Here is a 16,284-nt window from a genome sequence, read left to right on the forward strand (position 1 = left end):
CCAAGCCTTTTTCAACTGTACTCATCGTACACTTGTGGAAACGTTTTCTCAACGGCATTTGTTCCTAGAAAAGACCGGTTGAATTTATACAAACTGTCGAGCGATTTTTTAAAACGGTCAATATACACAAAAGATCGAGGTCTTCGTGATTTTAATTCTTCCTTCTTTCAGCAATTTGCCCACAGCACGCTTGAAAGCGGCCTTTGACATGCCGAAATCCCGCATAATTTCGTCAGGTTGAACAGTTTTATCGGTGTAAGGTACATGTCCTTCGAACTTTTCCGTCAGGATCGCGAGAACCTCATCGGCATTTCGCTCATAATGATAGGTCTTAATTTGATCATTCTGTATAACCGTCGCCTCTTCGTGCTTCTTTGTATACATCGTGGCGGCGAGACGCTGGCTGTGATCGACGTACAGATAGACCTCGACCTGGTCGCCGGCCTTAATCTCGTGGCGCATCTCGTGGTATGGCAGAAGCACATCACGCTCGAGTCCGATGTCCACGAACGCACCGATCTTCGTCACATCCTTTACGAGCACCTTCGCGATATCGCCGACCTGCATGAGCGGCTTTCGGGTCGTCGCAATCAGACGGTCACTCGAATCCTTGTACACAAACACGGAGAGCTCATCTCCGATCGTCTTCCCTGCCGGCACCTGCTTCTTCGGAAGCAGCACCGAAGCACCCTCACTGTCTGCGAGGTACACACCGAAGTCCTTCTCTCGCGCGATCTTCAGTGTCTGGATCTTTCCTAATTGAATCATGTTTTTCCTCTTCTTTCTATTACGTACAGGCTGTCCGCATGCCGCGGTACGCCCTTTTTTTATACTGTATTTCAGGCCAATGTCTCCATCGGCATACCGCCCGTTCAGCTGCGGATAAACTCTACATTACAGTAGACCTCGCCGGCAGGGCTCTGGAGGCTGACGATCAGCCCGCCGTCTGGTGACGATCCATATTTCGGAAGCATTGTATCCCCGAGCACGGCCGCCTTACGATACTCTGCGCGGATGCGACCAGCGTGAAAACGCTCTTTTCCACCGGCTGCCTCGGTGAGCACCTCGTCGGCGATCGCGATGTACTGTGCGTTGTTGACGTGATGATTACTGTCGATGTGATGCGGCTGCACGAGGATCGGTGCGGCTTCCGTGAGCACTTCCGGTTCCGTGATCTTTCGCTCGCTGGCCGGGAGCGCCAGCACATCCCGCATCTCGCCGAACGGCGTCAGCATATCCTCGGTGATTTTCGCAGGACGCATACGCTCGGTGTCATAGCAGAACCAGAGGCTGTCGGCGCGCAGGATGTAGGCACCGGCTTCGTCCTTGATCCAGAAGTTACGGTGTGCCAGCACGCCGCGGAAGGCATGCGGGCAGGTGCCGATCGTGAGGCGCTCACAGAGCTTCGGCATGCGCTCGATATAGATGTCCCAGTAGCTAAGCAGCCAGGCGCGCTTCATCTCCCGCAGATAATCGACCGTGAGGCCGACCTCCGTCGAGTGGAAGGTACTGCAGTCCTGCAGGTAATTCACGACCGAAAGTATCGTCGCCTGCTCATGCTCGTCTGTCTCGGAATAGCGGACCCGCTCGTTAAATTCGTACATGCGTTACTCTCCTTCTGTGCTGTTGTATGGAACTGTCTTCGCTTCGTCTGTGCCTGCAGTGCAGCCATCATGTGGCTGGACTGCGTCTGTGCCGCCAGTGCCGACGGCACCTGACTGCTTATGTTCTGTGCCCTCTGGCTGCTCTGTGTGTTCGAGATCCTCCGTAGCACGTGCCCGTGCTTCGGCGTCCTCCTCGGCGGAGTGCGTGTGCATGTACGGCTTATCGAGCTGGATGATGCAGCGCACATCCGGATTCTCGATCTGCATCCGGTTCTGGATGCCGTGCAGGAGCTGGTTTTCTTCTTCCTTCGTCAGGTTCCATGGTGTGATGAGATCGAACACCAGGTAGATGAGCTTCTGCGTCTGCGCACCGTTGCTGCCCGCGACGAAGCTGTGCTTCGTATGCTTCTCTTTTACGAGCTGCGCGACGTCGGAGCTGTGCCGGATACGGAAATCGTGGAAGCTGCTCTCCGGGGAGAGCTCGGCGAGGATGTTCGCCAGCATTGCCCTGTAAAAGCGGGTCTCATCGTCGTTATGAATCGGGTCCATGTGAATCACCAGGTGGACGCCGAGCTGTGTTTCGCAGTCATGCTCGATCCGGTCGATGAGGTCATGGGCGCTTTCGATGTCGCTGCGGCCGTCCACCTCGGCATGGATGGTGGCCATGTACTGGTTCGGACCGTAGTTATGGACGATCAGGTCATGACTTCCGAGGATGCCCGGATAGCGCTCGACGAAATCGATGATGGTATAAAAGAGCTCCGGATCGATGGAGTCGCCGATCAGCGGTGCCAGGGTCTCCCGTGCGATGCCGACACCGTTCCAGAGGACGATCAGGGAGACGAGGAGGCCGACATAGGCATCGATGTTCCGGTCGAAGAAATGGAAAATCAGGAGGGACGCGAAGGTCGTCGCGGTCGTGAGGATATCCATGAAGGCATCCTGGCTCGACGCACGGTAGATGTTCGAGTCGATTTTCTCTGCGACGCGACGGTAGAACAGCGCGAGGCCGAGCTTCGCCAGCATGGAAACGAGCAGGATCACGGCGGCATAGATGCTGTAGTGCATTATCTCCGGATGCAGGATCTTCTGAAAGGAATCCTGCAGGGAGCTGAGGCCGACGTTCAGTACCAGGATCGAGACGATGAAGGCCGCGATGTACTCGATGCGCCCGTGCCCGAAGGGGTGATCCTCGTCGGCTTTCTTTCCGGCCATCTTCGAGCCGACCACGGAGATCGCGGAGCTGCCGGCGTCGGACAGGTTGTTAAAGCCATCGGCCATGATCGACACGGAGTTGATGATGATGCCGATGGAAATTTTAAATACAAAAAGGAGCAGGTTGCATACGATTCCCGTCAGACCTGCTCTCTCAGATATTTTCGTTCGTTCAGTATGTTCGTTCATATTCGCCTCTGTTAACTCATCCAACAGACTCTTGTTACGGCTGATGTCACCGCCCTGTGCTCACCCGGCGCTGTGCGATCGCACGACACGGATCTGTGCACTGCTGCCCTTCAGCGGGCCTCAGGATACATAAAACACCTGTGAGCGTTTTAGAATCATAAACGCTCACAGGTGTTTCGTCAAGTGAATTATCTGTGGCACGGTCAATCGGGTAATCTTCGTACTGTTCCGCCGAGCCACGCCTTGACTTAACTACGTTTGAACAGTAACATCTTCGACGTTTAGCTGTTCAGCTCTGCCGGATCGATCTGAAAGCCCTCCAGCTTCGAGGTGCAATGCGGGCAGCGGGTCGCCTTCACGTCGATCTCCGACATGCAGTACGGGCAGATCTTCGTGGTCGGAGCAGCTGGTGTCGGCTCCGCCTTCGGCTTCCGCAGGTGGTTGATCTCCTTCACGAAGAGGAAGACCACCAGTGCCATCACGAGGAAGGAAATCAGCTCGGTGAGGAAGGCACCATACGCGAATACTGCGCCCTGCTCGACCGCCTCGCTGTAGATCTTCGTGGTCTGTCCGGCGAGCGGGATGAACATGTTGGTGAAATCCAGCTTTCCGGTGAAGATGGACAGGATCGGCATGAAGAGATTGTCGACGACGGACTTCACAAGTGAGGTGAAGGCCGAGCCGATGATCATGCCGACCGCCAGATCGACCATGTTGCCCTTGATGGCAAACTCCTTAAACTCCTGTATAAAACGCTTCATATTTTCCCCCTGCGTCCGGAAGGACGGTTTCAACGTGGTTTACAGTTCTAAGATCAGTATATCAGTGCGCCGTCTGCGCCGACATAGTGTGTGCCGGTGTAGTCCGAGAAAATCAGGTTCTTATCCATGAAGCCGTTTGCACCGATGTGGTAGAGCTTGCCGGAATCCACGATCCACTTGCTGAAGACCGGTGCGCCGTTTACGAGGTAAACGTGGCCGATGCCCCAGTCGGTGATGACACCGTTCGTGAGGAAGTCACCGCTGGTGCTGGTCGACTGAGTTGCCGGTGCGCTGGTGCCGCTAGGACCTGCACTCGGTGTGCCCGGGGTACCCGGGGTACCCGGTGTGCCTGCAGTGCCCGGTGTCGGGATGGAAGAACCAGGTGTGTTATTTGTATTTACACCACTGTTGGTTGCAGCGGTGGAAGAAAGCTTCTTCATCATATCGGAATCGATCTCGAGGAAATCAGACTCGGATGTGGAAACAGAGGTTTCACCAGTACTCTTTTTACTTGCTGTGATTTTAAAGGTGTAATCGCCGGTTTTTCCATAGGCCTTAATCTTTGGAGTTATATCTACGGAACCGATTTTTGTATTGGTTGTTATGGAAATACCTGTACCGCCATCATTACGACGAACCTTGATTGTTGCTTTAGAACTGTCATCGGAAGCATCCCAAGTGGCATAGATGTGAATCTTGCCGTTGGCGTCCTCCTGTACATCCCATTCTGCGCCTTCACAAGAATAATCATACTCTTCATCGTCATCCTTCTTGGATGCATAGGCTGTGATCTGACCGAGTACGGCACCGGCTGGTGTCGAGGTCGCGACAACAGCGGCCATCATGATTGCGCTTAACTTACGTAATTTCATACTTTTTCCTCCATGGCGTCCATGTATTTTTGTGGGCTCGTCCCACTTTTTCGTATACTCTTATGTTAGCTTTTCAGAGGACAGATGGCAAGGAACATATTCAGTTCTTTTTCTTACAAAAAAATCCCAAGACCTTGATAACCAAAGTTCTGGGATCTTTCGCAGCGCTACCAGGATTCGAACCTGGGAATGACGGAATCAGAATCCGTTGCCTTACCACTTGGCGACAGCGCTATGTGTTTGTGTCGCTCGCTTCAAGCGACTCGTATATAGTACCTGACTTTAAAACATTTGTCAACAACTAATTTTAAAATTTTTCGGGGCCCCGGAGGGGCCCGTAGGAGGTATAGTTCAGCCAGGGTCCCCGGCTTAGATTTTACCGGTCTCGGAGTATTGTGCCTCCGTTGCCGCCCCTCCGGGTCCCCTTAGCTGAACACTTATGCTTTCGTATAGTTCAGGAAGCCATCCGTGTACTCCTGGTGCCCGTCTGCGTCGATCCACATAGCTTCGAGGTCCTCGACCCGGAAGTCAGCACCGAGGGGACTGCTGCCCTCGCGGATGGACTGGATCAGTGCCTTGCCATCCTCGACCGGCATCATAAAGAGCGCGGTCGACAGAGCGTCGGCGAGGCCGGAATCCTCGGTCAGAATTGATACACTGCGATGATACTTCGCCGGATACAGGGTATCCGGATCGATGATGTGATGATAGCGCTGACCGTTCACGACGAAATAGCGCTCATAATCACCGGAGGTGACGAGGGAGCGGCCATCGAGGTAGCAGACGATCGCGTACTGGTCGCCGGTCTGGCTGTCGCGGTATTCCGGACTCTCCACCGGGCAGACCCACTTCGCGCCATCGCCTTTGATACCGATCGCACGCACATTACCGCCGAGGTTCAGGAGGAAGTTTTCCGAACCCTCGTTCTGAATCAGCTTTGCAGCATTTTCCGTCGCATATCCCTTGCCGATGCCGCCGACGTCCAGGCTCATCTCCGGGTCCTTCAGGTAGATAGTGCCGGCTGCGTCGTCGATGATGACATCCTCGATGTTTGTATGCTTCACGGCTTCCTCCAGTGCGGCCTGATCCGGCAGCTCAGCGTGTGCCGGATCTTCGATCCCGGCTTCCCGCTTGTCATGCCAGAGATGCAGCACTGCGCCGTAGGCGATATTGACCCTGCCATCGGTGAGGGTGTAGACCTCCTTGCCCCATTTTATGAGGGAAAGGAGATCCGGATCGACCTTTACCGGCTGAATGCCGGCGTTGTCATTGACGGTTTTCAGGTTGTTGATGCCCTCGTAGTCGTTATAGATGTCGTAGAGCCTATGCTCCTTCAGGAGCTGTGCGTGGGAGCTCTCATAACACTTCTGGAAATCCGCTTCACTCTTCTCGAAGCCGATCTCCATCGAGACGGTGTCGAAGACATCCAGGAACTGCTTGTTGTAGCGCTCGAGCTTCGTCGCGCGGCTGCAGCCCGGCAGGCTGCAGGCCAGTGTGAGGCCGGCGCAGAGAAGCGCCAGCATTTGCTTCAGTTTTATGTTTCTCAATCGATGTTCTCTCTTTCAAAGGATGTAGGCGTAACGGTGCCGGCAGGGGGCCGCTCCCTGCCGGCACTGTTACGTGTACGCAGGAGGGGCTGTATGCGTTTCACTGCCGCTCTCTTTCGGATCGTGGGCAGCTGGAGACATTGGCCTCTGCTGCAGCTTAGAGCCGAGCATTCAGTATAGGGATGCGGGCGCCTTCTGTCAATGCCGGATGATCTTCCGAATCACGGAGAGGACGAGGCCGACGCCGCCGGCCATGAGGATCATCGCGCGGTTCACGACGAGGCGGGTGGAGGCGATGGCAAGGCCCACGATGACGGGCTGCGCAGATTCCATGATCGGGCTCAGGAGCAGGGCGATCACCTCCACGAGGAGCAGGAGGATGAAGGCGGTCATGCCGCGACCGGTATCAATCGTTTCCAGCGTGCCGTAGCGCACATATTTCTTTCTGGAGAGCATCCAGAAGAGGGAGATCAGGCTGAACAGCGTGATGCTCGCGAAAACCGAGATGAAGGTGATTTCGGCGACATTGTGGTCCGTGATCATCGACTCGATCGGGCCGAGGGCGTTCAGGTTTTCGAGCGCCGGTACGACCATGAGAAGATACAGGAGGATCAGTGCGGCCACAGAGAAGAGCTGCAGGACACGGTTCACGCCCATGAGCATGCGGTCGCGGATGCCGCCATCGACTGGGCCATCCTCCTCTTCGTCGCCGTATGCTGTGTCACGGAAATAGGCGTCCTCTTCTTTCTCTTCCTGGTTCGGAAGTGGATTCGCATGGCGGTTTCGTACGCTGCCTGGTCGTCCGGTGGACGGCTCTGCCGCGAAATCAGAAGCAGCGCGCGGTGTGGAAGGCCGTGTGCTGCCGGAAGAGGCCATGTCTGCCGTGGAAGATGCGGTGTCAGCCACCGGGATCGTGATGGTCGTGGCGTTCAGCGTGGAGCCGGTGGACATGGACGGCTGCGTCCGTTCGGGCATGTCCAGCACGGGCTGCTGGGCTGTGTCGGTCGGCATGTAGGATGGGCTCAGAAGATGCGCGGCTTCGCTGTGCTTCGCGAACCAGTCCACGGCGTAGCTGCAGCTCGGATATGCTTTCAGCTGATTTCGCTCGAGGTAGGTGATGAGCCGCGCCATGAGCTTCCCGGCGAGCCCCCGACCACGCAGACTCTCATCGACATAGGTATGGGTGATTTCGACCGTCCCCGGCTCCTCTTCCATCGCCGGGAAATCGATCTCTGCCAGTGCCTGCTCTTCGTCATCCACCAGCACGATGCGGTTTTTATAGGTTCTGAATTCCATAGTTCACCTCCGATAATTGACAGTATTATAGCATAGACGCAAAAAAAGGCCACCGCCTGTGCGATGACCTTCTTTCTCTTTTTCTGATCTGCAGTACGTCGTTTCTTCGATGAAGTGAGGCATGTCGCAACTCAGAGCTTCTTCAGCATCGCGAGGATGTCTTCCTTCGGGCAGTAGCCGATCGACTGGTCGATCATCTTTCCGTCCTGAATCAGCGCCAGCATCGGGATGCTGGAAACATTGAAGCGCATCGCGAGATCCATTTGCTCGTCGACATTGACCTTTCCTACCTTCAGCGTATCCGCATACTCCTCGGCGATCTCATGCACGATCGGAGACAGCATCTTGCACGGTCCGCACCAGTCCGCGTAGAAGTCGATCAGCACCGGCTTCGTAGAGTGAAGCACTTCGGTTTCGAAATTTGTTGCAGTGATTTTAAGCTCAGCCATACAGGCTCCTTTCTCTTTTCGGCCCTGCCGGTGGATGTGGCGGGCGTGGTCGTTTATGTGTTTCGCCAATGCTGTCAGCCGGATCGTTCGTCACTGGACGGAGAGCGCCTGGCTGCTCGACGCATCGCGCACTCAGTCCTTCAGTGATTTGTAGTACAGCATGCAGTGACAGAAACCCTCATAGTTTGGGTCGGCGATCTGGTCCTTAAATTCCTTACACATGCACTTCGTCTCTTCCGTACGCTCGAGGCGGCATGGACAGTAGCCACCAGTGCGCTTCAGACCTTCACGGACGGTATTCACCACATCCTGATCCAGATTCAGTTCTATTTTCATGTTTCTCACCTCGTCTTTCTGCTGGATGATGGCGGGTGCTTATGGAAAAACATCCGGTGCCGTGAAGGCACCGGATGTGTAGCTTCGCTGGCTCTTTCGGAGGCTTACGATGGCGTTTCGGCTGCGATTTCGTTAAGCCTTCCAGAGGCTGTGGAGGTTACAGTAGGCGTAGACCGCCTCCACCTCGTCGCCCGCACAGAGTGCGAAGTCTGCGACCGGCTTCTCGCCCGGATGCAGTTCCTTATGCTGATAGCCCTGCTTCGTAAAGACGGAGATCCACTCGATGTAGTGCTCCGGCAGCATCGGATGCTCCACAGAGCCGACCTGTACATGCACGATCCCGTTCTCTACGCTCCATACCGGAACATGCTTCTCCCGTGCACCGTCACTGGTGCCGGCGATGAGCTCCGTCATCGGCTCGCCGCAGCAGACCACCGGGACGCCGCTGTCCTTTGCTTTTAAGACGATGTTTCCACAATGCTTACAAATATAATACTTCTGCTCCATGTTACGATCTCCTTTCTTCGTAGTGTTGAGTTTATGATCATGGCGATGGTCTTCTGCTCCCACCGTCGTGTACGTTTATGCTTATGGCGATGCTCTTCTGTACTCACCGTCGTGTGCGTTCATCCTTCGATGAGGTCACATTCTGCCAGTGTTCGCCCGGATAAACGTACAGTGCTATGAAACATAGCGGATCAATAGTTCTCTGCGTGCACCTCGAAATAGCTCTGCGGGTGGTTGCAGGTCGGGCAGACCTCCGGGGCCTTCTCGCCGATGACGATGTGTCCGCAGTTGCGGCACTCCCAGACCTTGACCTCGCTCTTCGCGAAGACCTCGGCCATCTCGACGTTATGCAGCAGTGCGCGATAGCGCTCCTCGTGATGCTTTTCAATCGCGGCTACGAGGCGGAAGCGGTGAGCGAGCTCAGGGAAGCCCTCTTCCTCTGCGGTCTTCGCGAAGCCCTCATACATATCGGTCCACTCGTAGTTCTCACCCTCGGCGGCTGCCTTCAGGTTCTCAGCGGTATCCCCGATGCCGTTCAGCTCCTTGAACCACAGCTTCGCATGTTCCTTCTCGTTGTCCGCCGTCTTCAGGAACAGCGCAGCGATCTGCTCGTAGCCGTCCTTCTTCGCCTTCGAAGCGAAGTAGGTGTACTTATTGCGTGCCTGCGATTCGCCGGCGAATGCCTCCATCAGATTCTTCTCGGTTTGTGTGCCTGCATACTTATTCTTTTCCATCACATATCTCCTTTCGTGCTTTAATCATATCATCATTATACCAGCTTCGCAAAAGGCCGGCGCAGGCCGGCCTCAGAGTTTATAAAAACTTTCGAATTCATGGCTCATTATTAAACAGCGTGTTCAGATTCATAGCTGTCTGAAAATAGGGGCAACTAAAATCTCTTGTGTCCTTGACAAGGGGACTATTCATACGCCGCAATTTGCAGTACTGCAACTTACCGCCTATACAGTTTTTGCGTATGTGCATTCCCAATTACGGCTTACGCTTCGGATACGCGCTTATCTGCAAACGCTCTGTGTTCTCTTAGCTTGCGAGATCGGCATCAGTGGCAGCCGTGATTGCCGCAGCCGTGACTGCCACAGCTGTGTTCGCCCTCGCCGTGCTCGTGATCATGGTGGTTACAGTGCACATCCGGGTTATAGCCGAGATTTCCAGCGATGAGTGCATTGACCGCTGCATCTGCGTCCCCGCTGACCCCACCGAAAAGACGGATACCGACCTCGGCGAGTGCCATTTGTGCACCACCACCGATGCCGCCACAGATCAGTGCATCGACACCGAGCTGCATCAGGAAGCCTGCCAGTGCGCCGTGGCCACTGCCGTTCGTATCCACTACTTCTGCACGAACGATTTCGCCGTTTGCGACATCGTAGATCTTAAACTGTGCGGTATGTCCGAAGTGCTGGAAAATCTGTCCGTTTTCATAGGTTACTGCAATTCTCATGATGATATTTCCTTTATGATCACTGGTTAAACCAGAGGTACAGCAAGTGCCGGATTTACCCGCGCTGCCGCATTCGCTTCCAACATCTGGCGTTTCGCTGATGTCATCCTGGCCTGCTTGAGATCCACGAGACGGATGACCTCGTACTCATCGAGCGTCAGCAGAATCGGAGCGCTCTCTGCCACATTGCATGGGCAGAATCGCTCCACCCTGGGCGCACTGCAGATTCGACGGCATCATGGCGATCTCGGCATCGCTGTATCCTCCTTTATTTCCGGTATATACCGATTATGCGCAATCAGAAGGGAAAAGTCAATCCGCGAATCGAATATTGACAAGCACGCTGTTTTTGTGTATTATAATTTGGTCCTGCCGGTATGGCGGAATAGGCAGACGCTCAGGACTTAAAATCCTGTGACCAGTGATGGTCGTGTCGGTTCGACCCCGACTACCGGCATTAGAGGATGGTTCGAGAGATCCATCCTCTAGTGTTATAAAATGGAGATGTACCCAAGTGGCCGAAGGGGGCGCACTCGAAATGCGCTAGGCCGGTTAAACGGCGCCAGGGTTCAAATCCCTGCATCTCCGCTCAATGAAAAGCCTGAAACCGATGGAATGAAGGATTCCATCGGTTTCAGGCTTTTTTGCGTCGGAATATACACATAAAGGCCGTTTTTTGGTTTTTGCAGAGATATTCGTATACATAATTTTTAAAATGATCCTTGCGTGTACAGTTTGATTAAAACTATAGCATCAGCCGGGTGATTTCCTCACCCGGCTGAGCTGTTACTGCGAATCACGCGGCGGTTTCTGCGATCGGCCCCGCTTCCGTCGTCTGTGGCGGCGCGACCGGTCCGACCTCCGGGCCGGCATTTTCCGTTTCCTTTACGGATGTGCCACCGTTATGTCGATCAGACGAATCGTTCTGATCAGAGCTGTCCGCTTTTCCGGAGGAAGTATGCTTATCCGAAGACACATTCGTATCCGAGTTGCCATTTGAACCACCGTTTCCGAACGAGGTGTTCTTATCAGAAGCCTCCGGCTCGTTCGAATGCTCGTCCTTCTTCGATTCCTCGCCCTTCGAAAGCTCCTCGATGGTGCTCTCTTCTTCCGTCGTCTGGTCGTTCGCAGTCACTTCGGTGGATTCAAGCGCAGATTCGCTCTCTGCTGCCGCGGCGGTTTCCGGTGCCGGCGTTTCCACAGCCGCAGCCGGATTCTGACCACTGTTTCCGGACTTTCCGCTGTCACCGCTGTTCGCGGCTGCCTCTGCTGCCTTCGTCACACCGGTGCCGCCACCGATCTTCGGGATGTCTGCATTCGGCAGCTCCCCGATGCCGGTCTTCTTCTGGATGTGCGCGGAGATCTCCTGCACCTTCGCACTCGGTGTGTAGCCGGTCGCATCATCGCCATACAGGAACGGGTGCAGCTGCGCTACGTTCGATACGAGCGTCGCCGGCACGACGACATTCATCTTTCCGACGTTTGTGGTATCACGTGAGAACGGGAAGCCGACAGCGTTCTGAATAGTATACTTCTTCACGGTCTTCGCGATATCCAGGATATCGTCCGCGCCGATACTCGTCTGGATATCTGGCATGACCTCCATCGCCGTCGCCACCAGCGTCTTCTTGCTGGCTGCCTTCGCCTTCTGCATCGCGAGCTCCAGCACCTTCCGCTGACGCGCCGTACGGTTGAAATCGGTATCCATGAGACGAAGACGCGCATACGCGACGGCCTGTACACCATCGAGATGGTTCATGCCGCTGTGCTCGAGCTGCACGGAGCCGAGCCCCGTACCCTGCACCGTCTCCGTGATGAACGCATTGATATACGCAAATTCTTTATCGCTGATATCGAGATCGACGCCACCGAGCACATTGAGGCCCTCGGCGACCGCCTTCCAGTTGAAGGTCACATAATCATCGATGTCGAGATCGAAGTTCCGGTTCAGCGTTGCGATGGCCTGCTTCGGACCACCCTTGAAGTACGCCTCGTTGATCTTATGGTACTTTCCCTCGTCATCGATCTGAAGATACGTATCGCGGTAAACCGACGTGAGGTTGACATCCCCCGTCTTTCGGTTGATGCTCGCGAGCATGATAACATCACTGAGCGCCCCCGCACCGAGATTTCCGTCACGCGAATCGACACCAAACACCGCCACCGTCCAGTACGTCGACTGACCGAGCGATTTCACGGCACTGCAGCCGAAGAAGCCGCCAATGATGACGACCAGCACGAGGATACCGGCCATCACACGACGGCCCCAGTTCGCCCTTTTCCTCCCGCGTGCCCGCCGCGGCGCGTTACCGGCCCCGGCAGAAGCATTCGCACGCAGGCCCTGCGCGGTGTTCGACACATCATGATTCATCCGCATATCTCCGACACGCTGTCTCGGCGCGTTCGCTGACATTTCGTCGCTCATCCGCGGATGACCGTTCCGTCTGCCCTGCACACCTGCAACCATCGCATCGTCCATACGACGTCCCTGCGCATTTGTCCGCTCCGCCGTACGGTCATATGCACCGTCCGTGCGATGCGTCTGCCCTGCGCCGCTCATCGAAGAAGCTGCCGCATCCGCATATGCGCTGTCCTCATCCTCCTCGAAGCTCGCCTCGACACGACTCGTCCGGTAGCGAAGCTCCTCCATCCGCTGCTGTGCTGCACGAGACGGCGCTGTCCGCCGAGGCGGACGCGCACCACCCTCACGACGCGGCGCGATATTCGGCACCTCAAGCCCGTCCTGATGATTCTGATGTTCGAAATCCTGATTATTCATATGCATGCATCATCTGCACTGTCCCATAGACAGAAGCGATGATCCTTTCTCCCGCTGTTCCGGGTTTTCTTCTTTTGCTTAATTTATCATCGAGATAGTCGTCAGTTTCTCTTTAGAGGATAACCTACCTGACGATACCTTGTTCCGACGGCATTATAACAGAGCTTAACTTAGAAACAAAGGATATTCACTCGATTGTCATTAGAAATTAATAAAGAATGTCGTGGTGCAGCTTCCGGGAACTGAACTGTCATAAAAAAAGGCCATCGGCGGATGCCGATGGCCTCATCAGAACCTGTTCTGTTGTGCTTTATGCGATGGTTGCTGTGTTGAGAAGCAGCATGCAGAATACCAGTGCGAACACGGCGACGGTCTCAGCGACACCGATCACGACGAAGTAGTTCGCAGTACCCTTACCGGTTGCACCGAGTGCATCCGCAGAAGCAGCGGCTACCTTGCCCTGGAACATAGCGGAGAAGCCGATCGCGATACCACCGAAGATACCGACACCGAGGGACAGTGCAGGATCGATGGTGCCTGCATTGTACGCACTCGCGATGAAGTTCATCAGAAGGAAACCGTAGATGGTCTGTGTCAGCGGTGCGCCGGCAAATGCCGTCATGATGAACGGTGCCTGCTTACCCTGTGCATAGCACTTCTTCCATGCGCCTACAGCGGACTGACCGGCGATACCGGTACCAAATGCGGAACCTAATGCAGAGAGACCAAGTGCTGCTGCCATACCAATAAAAGCGATATTCATAATAATCTCCTTTTTGCTTATCTGAAAAGCTTACTGTTTAATTTTATCGTTTAATCTGAACGGGTTGTACGCGATACCGGTCCACTCCAGTCCTACCTGTCCGGAGAACTCGAGCACGTTCAGACGTACACCATGTACAACGACAGAGAGAATACACATAACGATATTGATGACGTGTCCGATCAGTACGATCACGACGGCAGCAATCATCAAAGGTCCATGTGCAAGACCTGCGGCCATGTTGTTAAAGCTCTGAGCGATCGCGAGTCCCGCCATGCCTACGGCGAAGAGTCGGATGTAGCTCATGATATTACCGAAGCAGCTGATCGTGTTCAGGAAGACGGTAAATGCTCCGCCTAAGCTCGAAGCGATACCTGCGCCGATGCTCTTGCCCGGTGCCATGCCGTTCGTAAAGAGAACCAGTACGAAGCCGATCGCCACCGCTGCAACGACCGGTGTCAGCGGAAGCTGCTCGTGTAATACGAGGTAGAGTGCCAGAAGGTACATGCCACAGATGGTAAATAACCATCCGATATCGGACAGGAAGCTGAGATCCTTCTCTTCCATCTTCTTTTTGACGGCGAGGAGGCTTCCGAGCTCCATCTGCATTGCACCGATGGTGAAGGAGAACTTCATCATGTTGTTCTGCTGCAGTGCGGCCGGTACATCGAAGTACTGCGGATAGTTCGCAAAGCCCGGCAGAACCAGTGCGCGGAGGAACGGAACCTTCATCGCAGATTCCATACCGAACCAGGTACCGGTGATGGCACCCCAGATCACGGTTGAGGTCGACAGTACCAGGAGCAGGAAGCTCGCGGTGTCGATTTTTCCGCTCTTCTTGATCATCACGATGGTGCCGATCAGGAACAGGAGGCCGTAGCCACCGTCTCCGATGATCATCGCGAAGAACAGTGCGAAGAACAGCAGGAACCAGAGTGAGATATCCGTCTCATAGTATCCAGGCAGGATGCCCAGCATATCATAGAGCGGCTTGATCAGCTTGCTGACCTTGTTGTAGCGAAGCTTCGTCGGGATGTGCTCATCCTCAGTGGAAACTTCGTCGATCGCGTATGCCCAGTGATTCTCGCGGGCACCTTCCTTGAACCGGTCGAGATAGATCTCCGGGATGTAACCGGACAGCCATACGAGCTGTGTATCGCCTTCCGCGGTTTCGCTTGCGGAGGAGTACTCCTCTGCGTTCTGCGCGTCGAGCAGCTTCTGATGGAAGCTGTTTTCATGAAGCGCCGCCTTTTGAAGGAGCGCATCACAGGCTGCCTGTGCCTGCTGGCAATCCGCGATATCCTGCTGCAGCTCGGCGAGTCCCTTTTCCGGAAGCGTGAATTCACTCGCGTTATAGCTCATCGGGAGTGTACCGATCACGGCGATGGTGTCTGCCTTATCGACCGATGCGAGACGAAGAACCCGGAGGCTCTCGTCTGCCATGATCGCTGCGCATACATCCTTATCCACACGGTAGAAATGGAGGTCGTAGCCGAGCTTCTGAAGCTCGCGGACATCCTTCGGTGAGAACTGTCCCCATGGTTCGATGCGTTCCATCTCTGTGATGTCGGCGGTGATCTGCTGTGTCAGCTGATCCTTCTTCGCGAGTGCGTTCCGAACCTCCTGGTACAGCTGCTCGAACGCCTCGTCCGAAAGAAGTGCCGGTGCTTCGCCTGCAGCGTCTTTCTTTGTATCCTTGCTTTCCGGCAGATACTCCTGAAGCTTCGAGGAGACACGCGCGAGCTCAGTGAAGCGCTCACTCGCAGCCTGACTCGCCTGCTTCTGCTCTGCCAGATGGAGAAGTCCCAGGGAACGGAGCCCCTCCAGCATGTCATCTTTATGTTCAGCGGTGGTCACGACGTGAACCATTTTCATTTTTTCTATCATCGTCCTGCCTCCACCAGTTTTTTCTTTGCGATCTTGCCGCGTACGACAGCGGCTGTCTGCTGATCACCGAGGTAAACACCGATGATACGGATGTTTTCCTTAGCCTCCGGTATCTTGACCTTCTCGAAGAGGTTTACACGCTGGGATGTGGAACGAAGTTCCTTTTCCAGAAGCTCCACCTGCTTGCGAAGGGTTGAAACCAGCGCATCCAGACGCGCGATCTCACGCAGCTTGATCAGTGCAGTGTCCACCCATAAAGGGTAATCATCCACGTTATAGGAGATGTCCTTGAAGGTCAGCTCCTTGAAGGCCGGGATCTTCACACCGGCGACATTTTCGATACCGGAGATCACCTTGTCCGGCTGTACCAGAGTGTCCAGCTGTTTCTCTGTATCAAACAGCGTGTTCTCTGAGAATACAGCTACCCAGTCATCGAGATCGCCGATCATCTGCTCCCGCTCCACTTCCTTCGCGGCCAGATCGTCCTTCACCTGCATGATGACGGACTGCAGCTGCTGCTTTTTCAGCTGCAGGGTCGGCAGGTAACGCTGATACTCTTTCAGGTGATCTTTCTGCACTTTCTGTTCATTTTTCGTGAGTTTGATCGCCATTGACTG

At 54.8% G+C, this 16,284-nt stretch carries 17 protein-coding genes and 3 tRNA genes; 2 read left to right on the forward strand and 18 right to left on the reverse strand.

Annotated features, from left to right (window positions below):
• Positions 1-117: 117 nt before the first annotated feature.
• The 14 genes from ACK8P7_RS08225 to ACK8P7_RS08290 all read right to left on the reverse strand — a co-directional run bounded on the left by ACK8P7_RS08225 (position 118) and on the right by ACK8P7_RS08290 (position 10,423).
• Positions 118-768, reverse strand: coding sequence for a S1-like domain-containing RNA-binding protein (locus ACK8P7_RS08225; RefSeq protein ID WP_410043731.1), 651 nt, complete (start codon positions 766-768; stop codon positions 118-120).
• Positions 769-872: 104 nt separating this feature from the next.
• Entirely contained in the window at positions 873-1,604 is a 732-nt protein-coding gene (locus tag ACK8P7_RS08230; RefSeq protein WP_410043732.1) for an acyl-[acyl-carrier-protein] thioesterase, read from the reverse strand.
• A gap of 3 nt (positions 1,605-1,607) precedes the next feature.
• A complete protein-coding gene (locus ACK8P7_RS08235; RefSeq protein ID WP_410043733.1) occupies positions 1,608-3,008 on the reverse strand; it encodes a cation diffusion facilitator family transporter in 1,401 nt (466 codons plus the stop codon).
• A gap of 281 nt (positions 3,009-3,289) precedes the next feature.
• Positions 3,290-3,769 carry a large conductance mechanosensitive channel protein MscL gene (mscL, locus tag ACK8P7_RS08240; protein ID WP_410043734.1) on the reverse strand — a complete coding sequence of 160 codons (480 nt, stop codon included), beginning with the start codon at positions 3,767-3,769 and terminating at the stop codon, positions 3,290-3,292.
• A 53-nt stretch (positions 3,770-3,822) separates the two neighbouring features.
• Entirely contained in the window at positions 3,823-4,641 is an 819-nt protein-coding gene (locus ACK8P7_RS08245; protein WP_410043735.1) for a hypothetical protein, read from the reverse strand.
• 162 nt (positions 4,642-4,803) lie between these two features.
• Positions 4,804-4,875: transfer RNA gene (locus ACK8P7_RS08250), tRNA-Gln, on the reverse strand.
• Positions 4,876-5,078: 203 nt separating this feature from the next.
• Entirely contained in the window at positions 5,079-6,188 is a 1,110-nt protein-coding gene (locus tag ACK8P7_RS08255) for an FAD:protein FMN transferase (RefSeq protein ID WP_410043736.1), read from the reverse strand.
• A 198-nt stretch (positions 6,189-6,386) separates the two neighbouring features.
• Complete coding sequence (locus ACK8P7_RS08260; protein WP_410043737.1) at positions 6,387-7,484, reverse strand: GNAT family N-acetyltransferase; 1,098 nt, start codon at positions 7,482-7,484, stop codon at positions 6,387-6,389.
• Positions 7,485-7,615: 131 nt separating this feature from the next.
• Complete coding sequence (gene trxA, locus ACK8P7_RS08265; protein WP_410043738.1) at positions 7,616-7,933, reverse strand: thioredoxin; 318 nt, start codon at positions 7,931-7,933, stop codon at positions 7,616-7,618.
• Between the two features lie 132 nt (positions 7,934-8,065).
• On the reverse strand, positions 8,066-8,269 hold the full coding sequence (locus tag ACK8P7_RS08270) for a ferredoxin-thioredoxin reductase catalytic domain-containing protein (protein WP_410043739.1): 204 nt from the start codon (positions 8,267-8,269) through the stop codon (positions 8,066-8,068).
• Between the two features lie 132 nt (positions 8,270-8,401).
• A complete protein-coding gene (locus tag ACK8P7_RS08275) occupies positions 8,402-8,776 on the reverse strand; it encodes a desulfoferrodoxin family protein (protein ID WP_410043740.1) in 375 nt (124 codons plus the stop codon).
• A 191-nt stretch (positions 8,777-8,967) separates the two neighbouring features.
• A complete protein-coding gene (gene rbr / locus ACK8P7_RS08280; RefSeq protein WP_410043741.1) occupies positions 8,968-9,510 on the reverse strand; it encodes a rubrerythrin in 543 nt (180 codons plus the stop codon).
• 326 nt (positions 9,511-9,836) lie between these two features.
• Positions 9,837-10,238, reverse strand: coding sequence for a NifB/NifX family molybdenum-iron cluster-binding protein (locus ACK8P7_RS08285; RefSeq protein ID WP_410043742.1), 402 nt, complete (start codon positions 10,236-10,238; stop codon positions 9,837-9,839).
• Positions 10,239-10,264: 26 nt separating this feature from the next.
• Entirely contained in the window at positions 10,265-10,423 is a 159-nt protein-coding gene (locus ACK8P7_RS08290; RefSeq protein WP_410043743.1) for a hypothetical protein, read from the reverse strand.
• A 186-nt stretch (positions 10,424-10,609) separates the two neighbouring features.
• On the opposite strand from ACK8P7_RS08290, the gene ACK8P7_RS08295 reads away from it, so the two are divergent.
• Positions 10,610-10,695 (forward strand) — tRNA-Leu (locus ACK8P7_RS08295).
• A 43-nt stretch (positions 10,696-10,738) separates the two neighbouring features.
• Positions 10,739-10,826, forward strand: a tRNA-Ser gene (locus ACK8P7_RS08300).
• Positions 10,827-11,034: 208 nt separating this feature from the next.
• Here ACK8P7_RS08300 and ACK8P7_RS08305 read toward each other — a convergent pair.
• From ACK8P7_RS08305 to ACK8P7_RS08320, 4 genes are all read right to left on the reverse strand, one after another.
• Positions 11,035-13,017, reverse strand: a complete 1,983-nt coding sequence (locus ACK8P7_RS08305; RefSeq protein WP_410043744.1) for an LCP family protein — start codon at positions 13,015-13,017, stop codon at positions 11,035-11,037.
• A gap of 310 nt (positions 13,018-13,327) precedes the next feature.
• Entirely contained in the window at positions 13,328-13,780 is a 453-nt protein-coding gene (locus tag ACK8P7_RS08310; protein WP_410043745.1) for a V-type ATP synthase subunit K, read from the reverse strand.
• 30 nt (positions 13,781-13,810) lie between these two features.
• Entirely contained in the window at positions 13,811-15,667 is a 1,857-nt protein-coding gene (locus ACK8P7_RS08315) for a V-type ATP synthase subunit I (protein WP_410043746.1), read from the reverse strand.
• Positions 15,664-16,278, reverse strand: a complete 615-nt coding sequence (locus ACK8P7_RS08320; RefSeq protein WP_410043747.1) for a V-type ATP synthase subunit D — start codon at positions 16,276-16,278, stop codon at positions 15,664-15,666. Before ACK8P7_RS08320 ends, ACK8P7_RS08315 begins: the two co-directional genes overlap by 4 nt.
• Between the last annotated feature and the right edge of the window lie 6 nt (positions 16,279-16,284).

Source organism: Oribacterium sp. P9 (assembly GCF_046365365.1).
Lineage (GTDB): Bacteria > Bacillota > Clostridia > Lachnospirales > Lachnospiraceae > Oribacterium.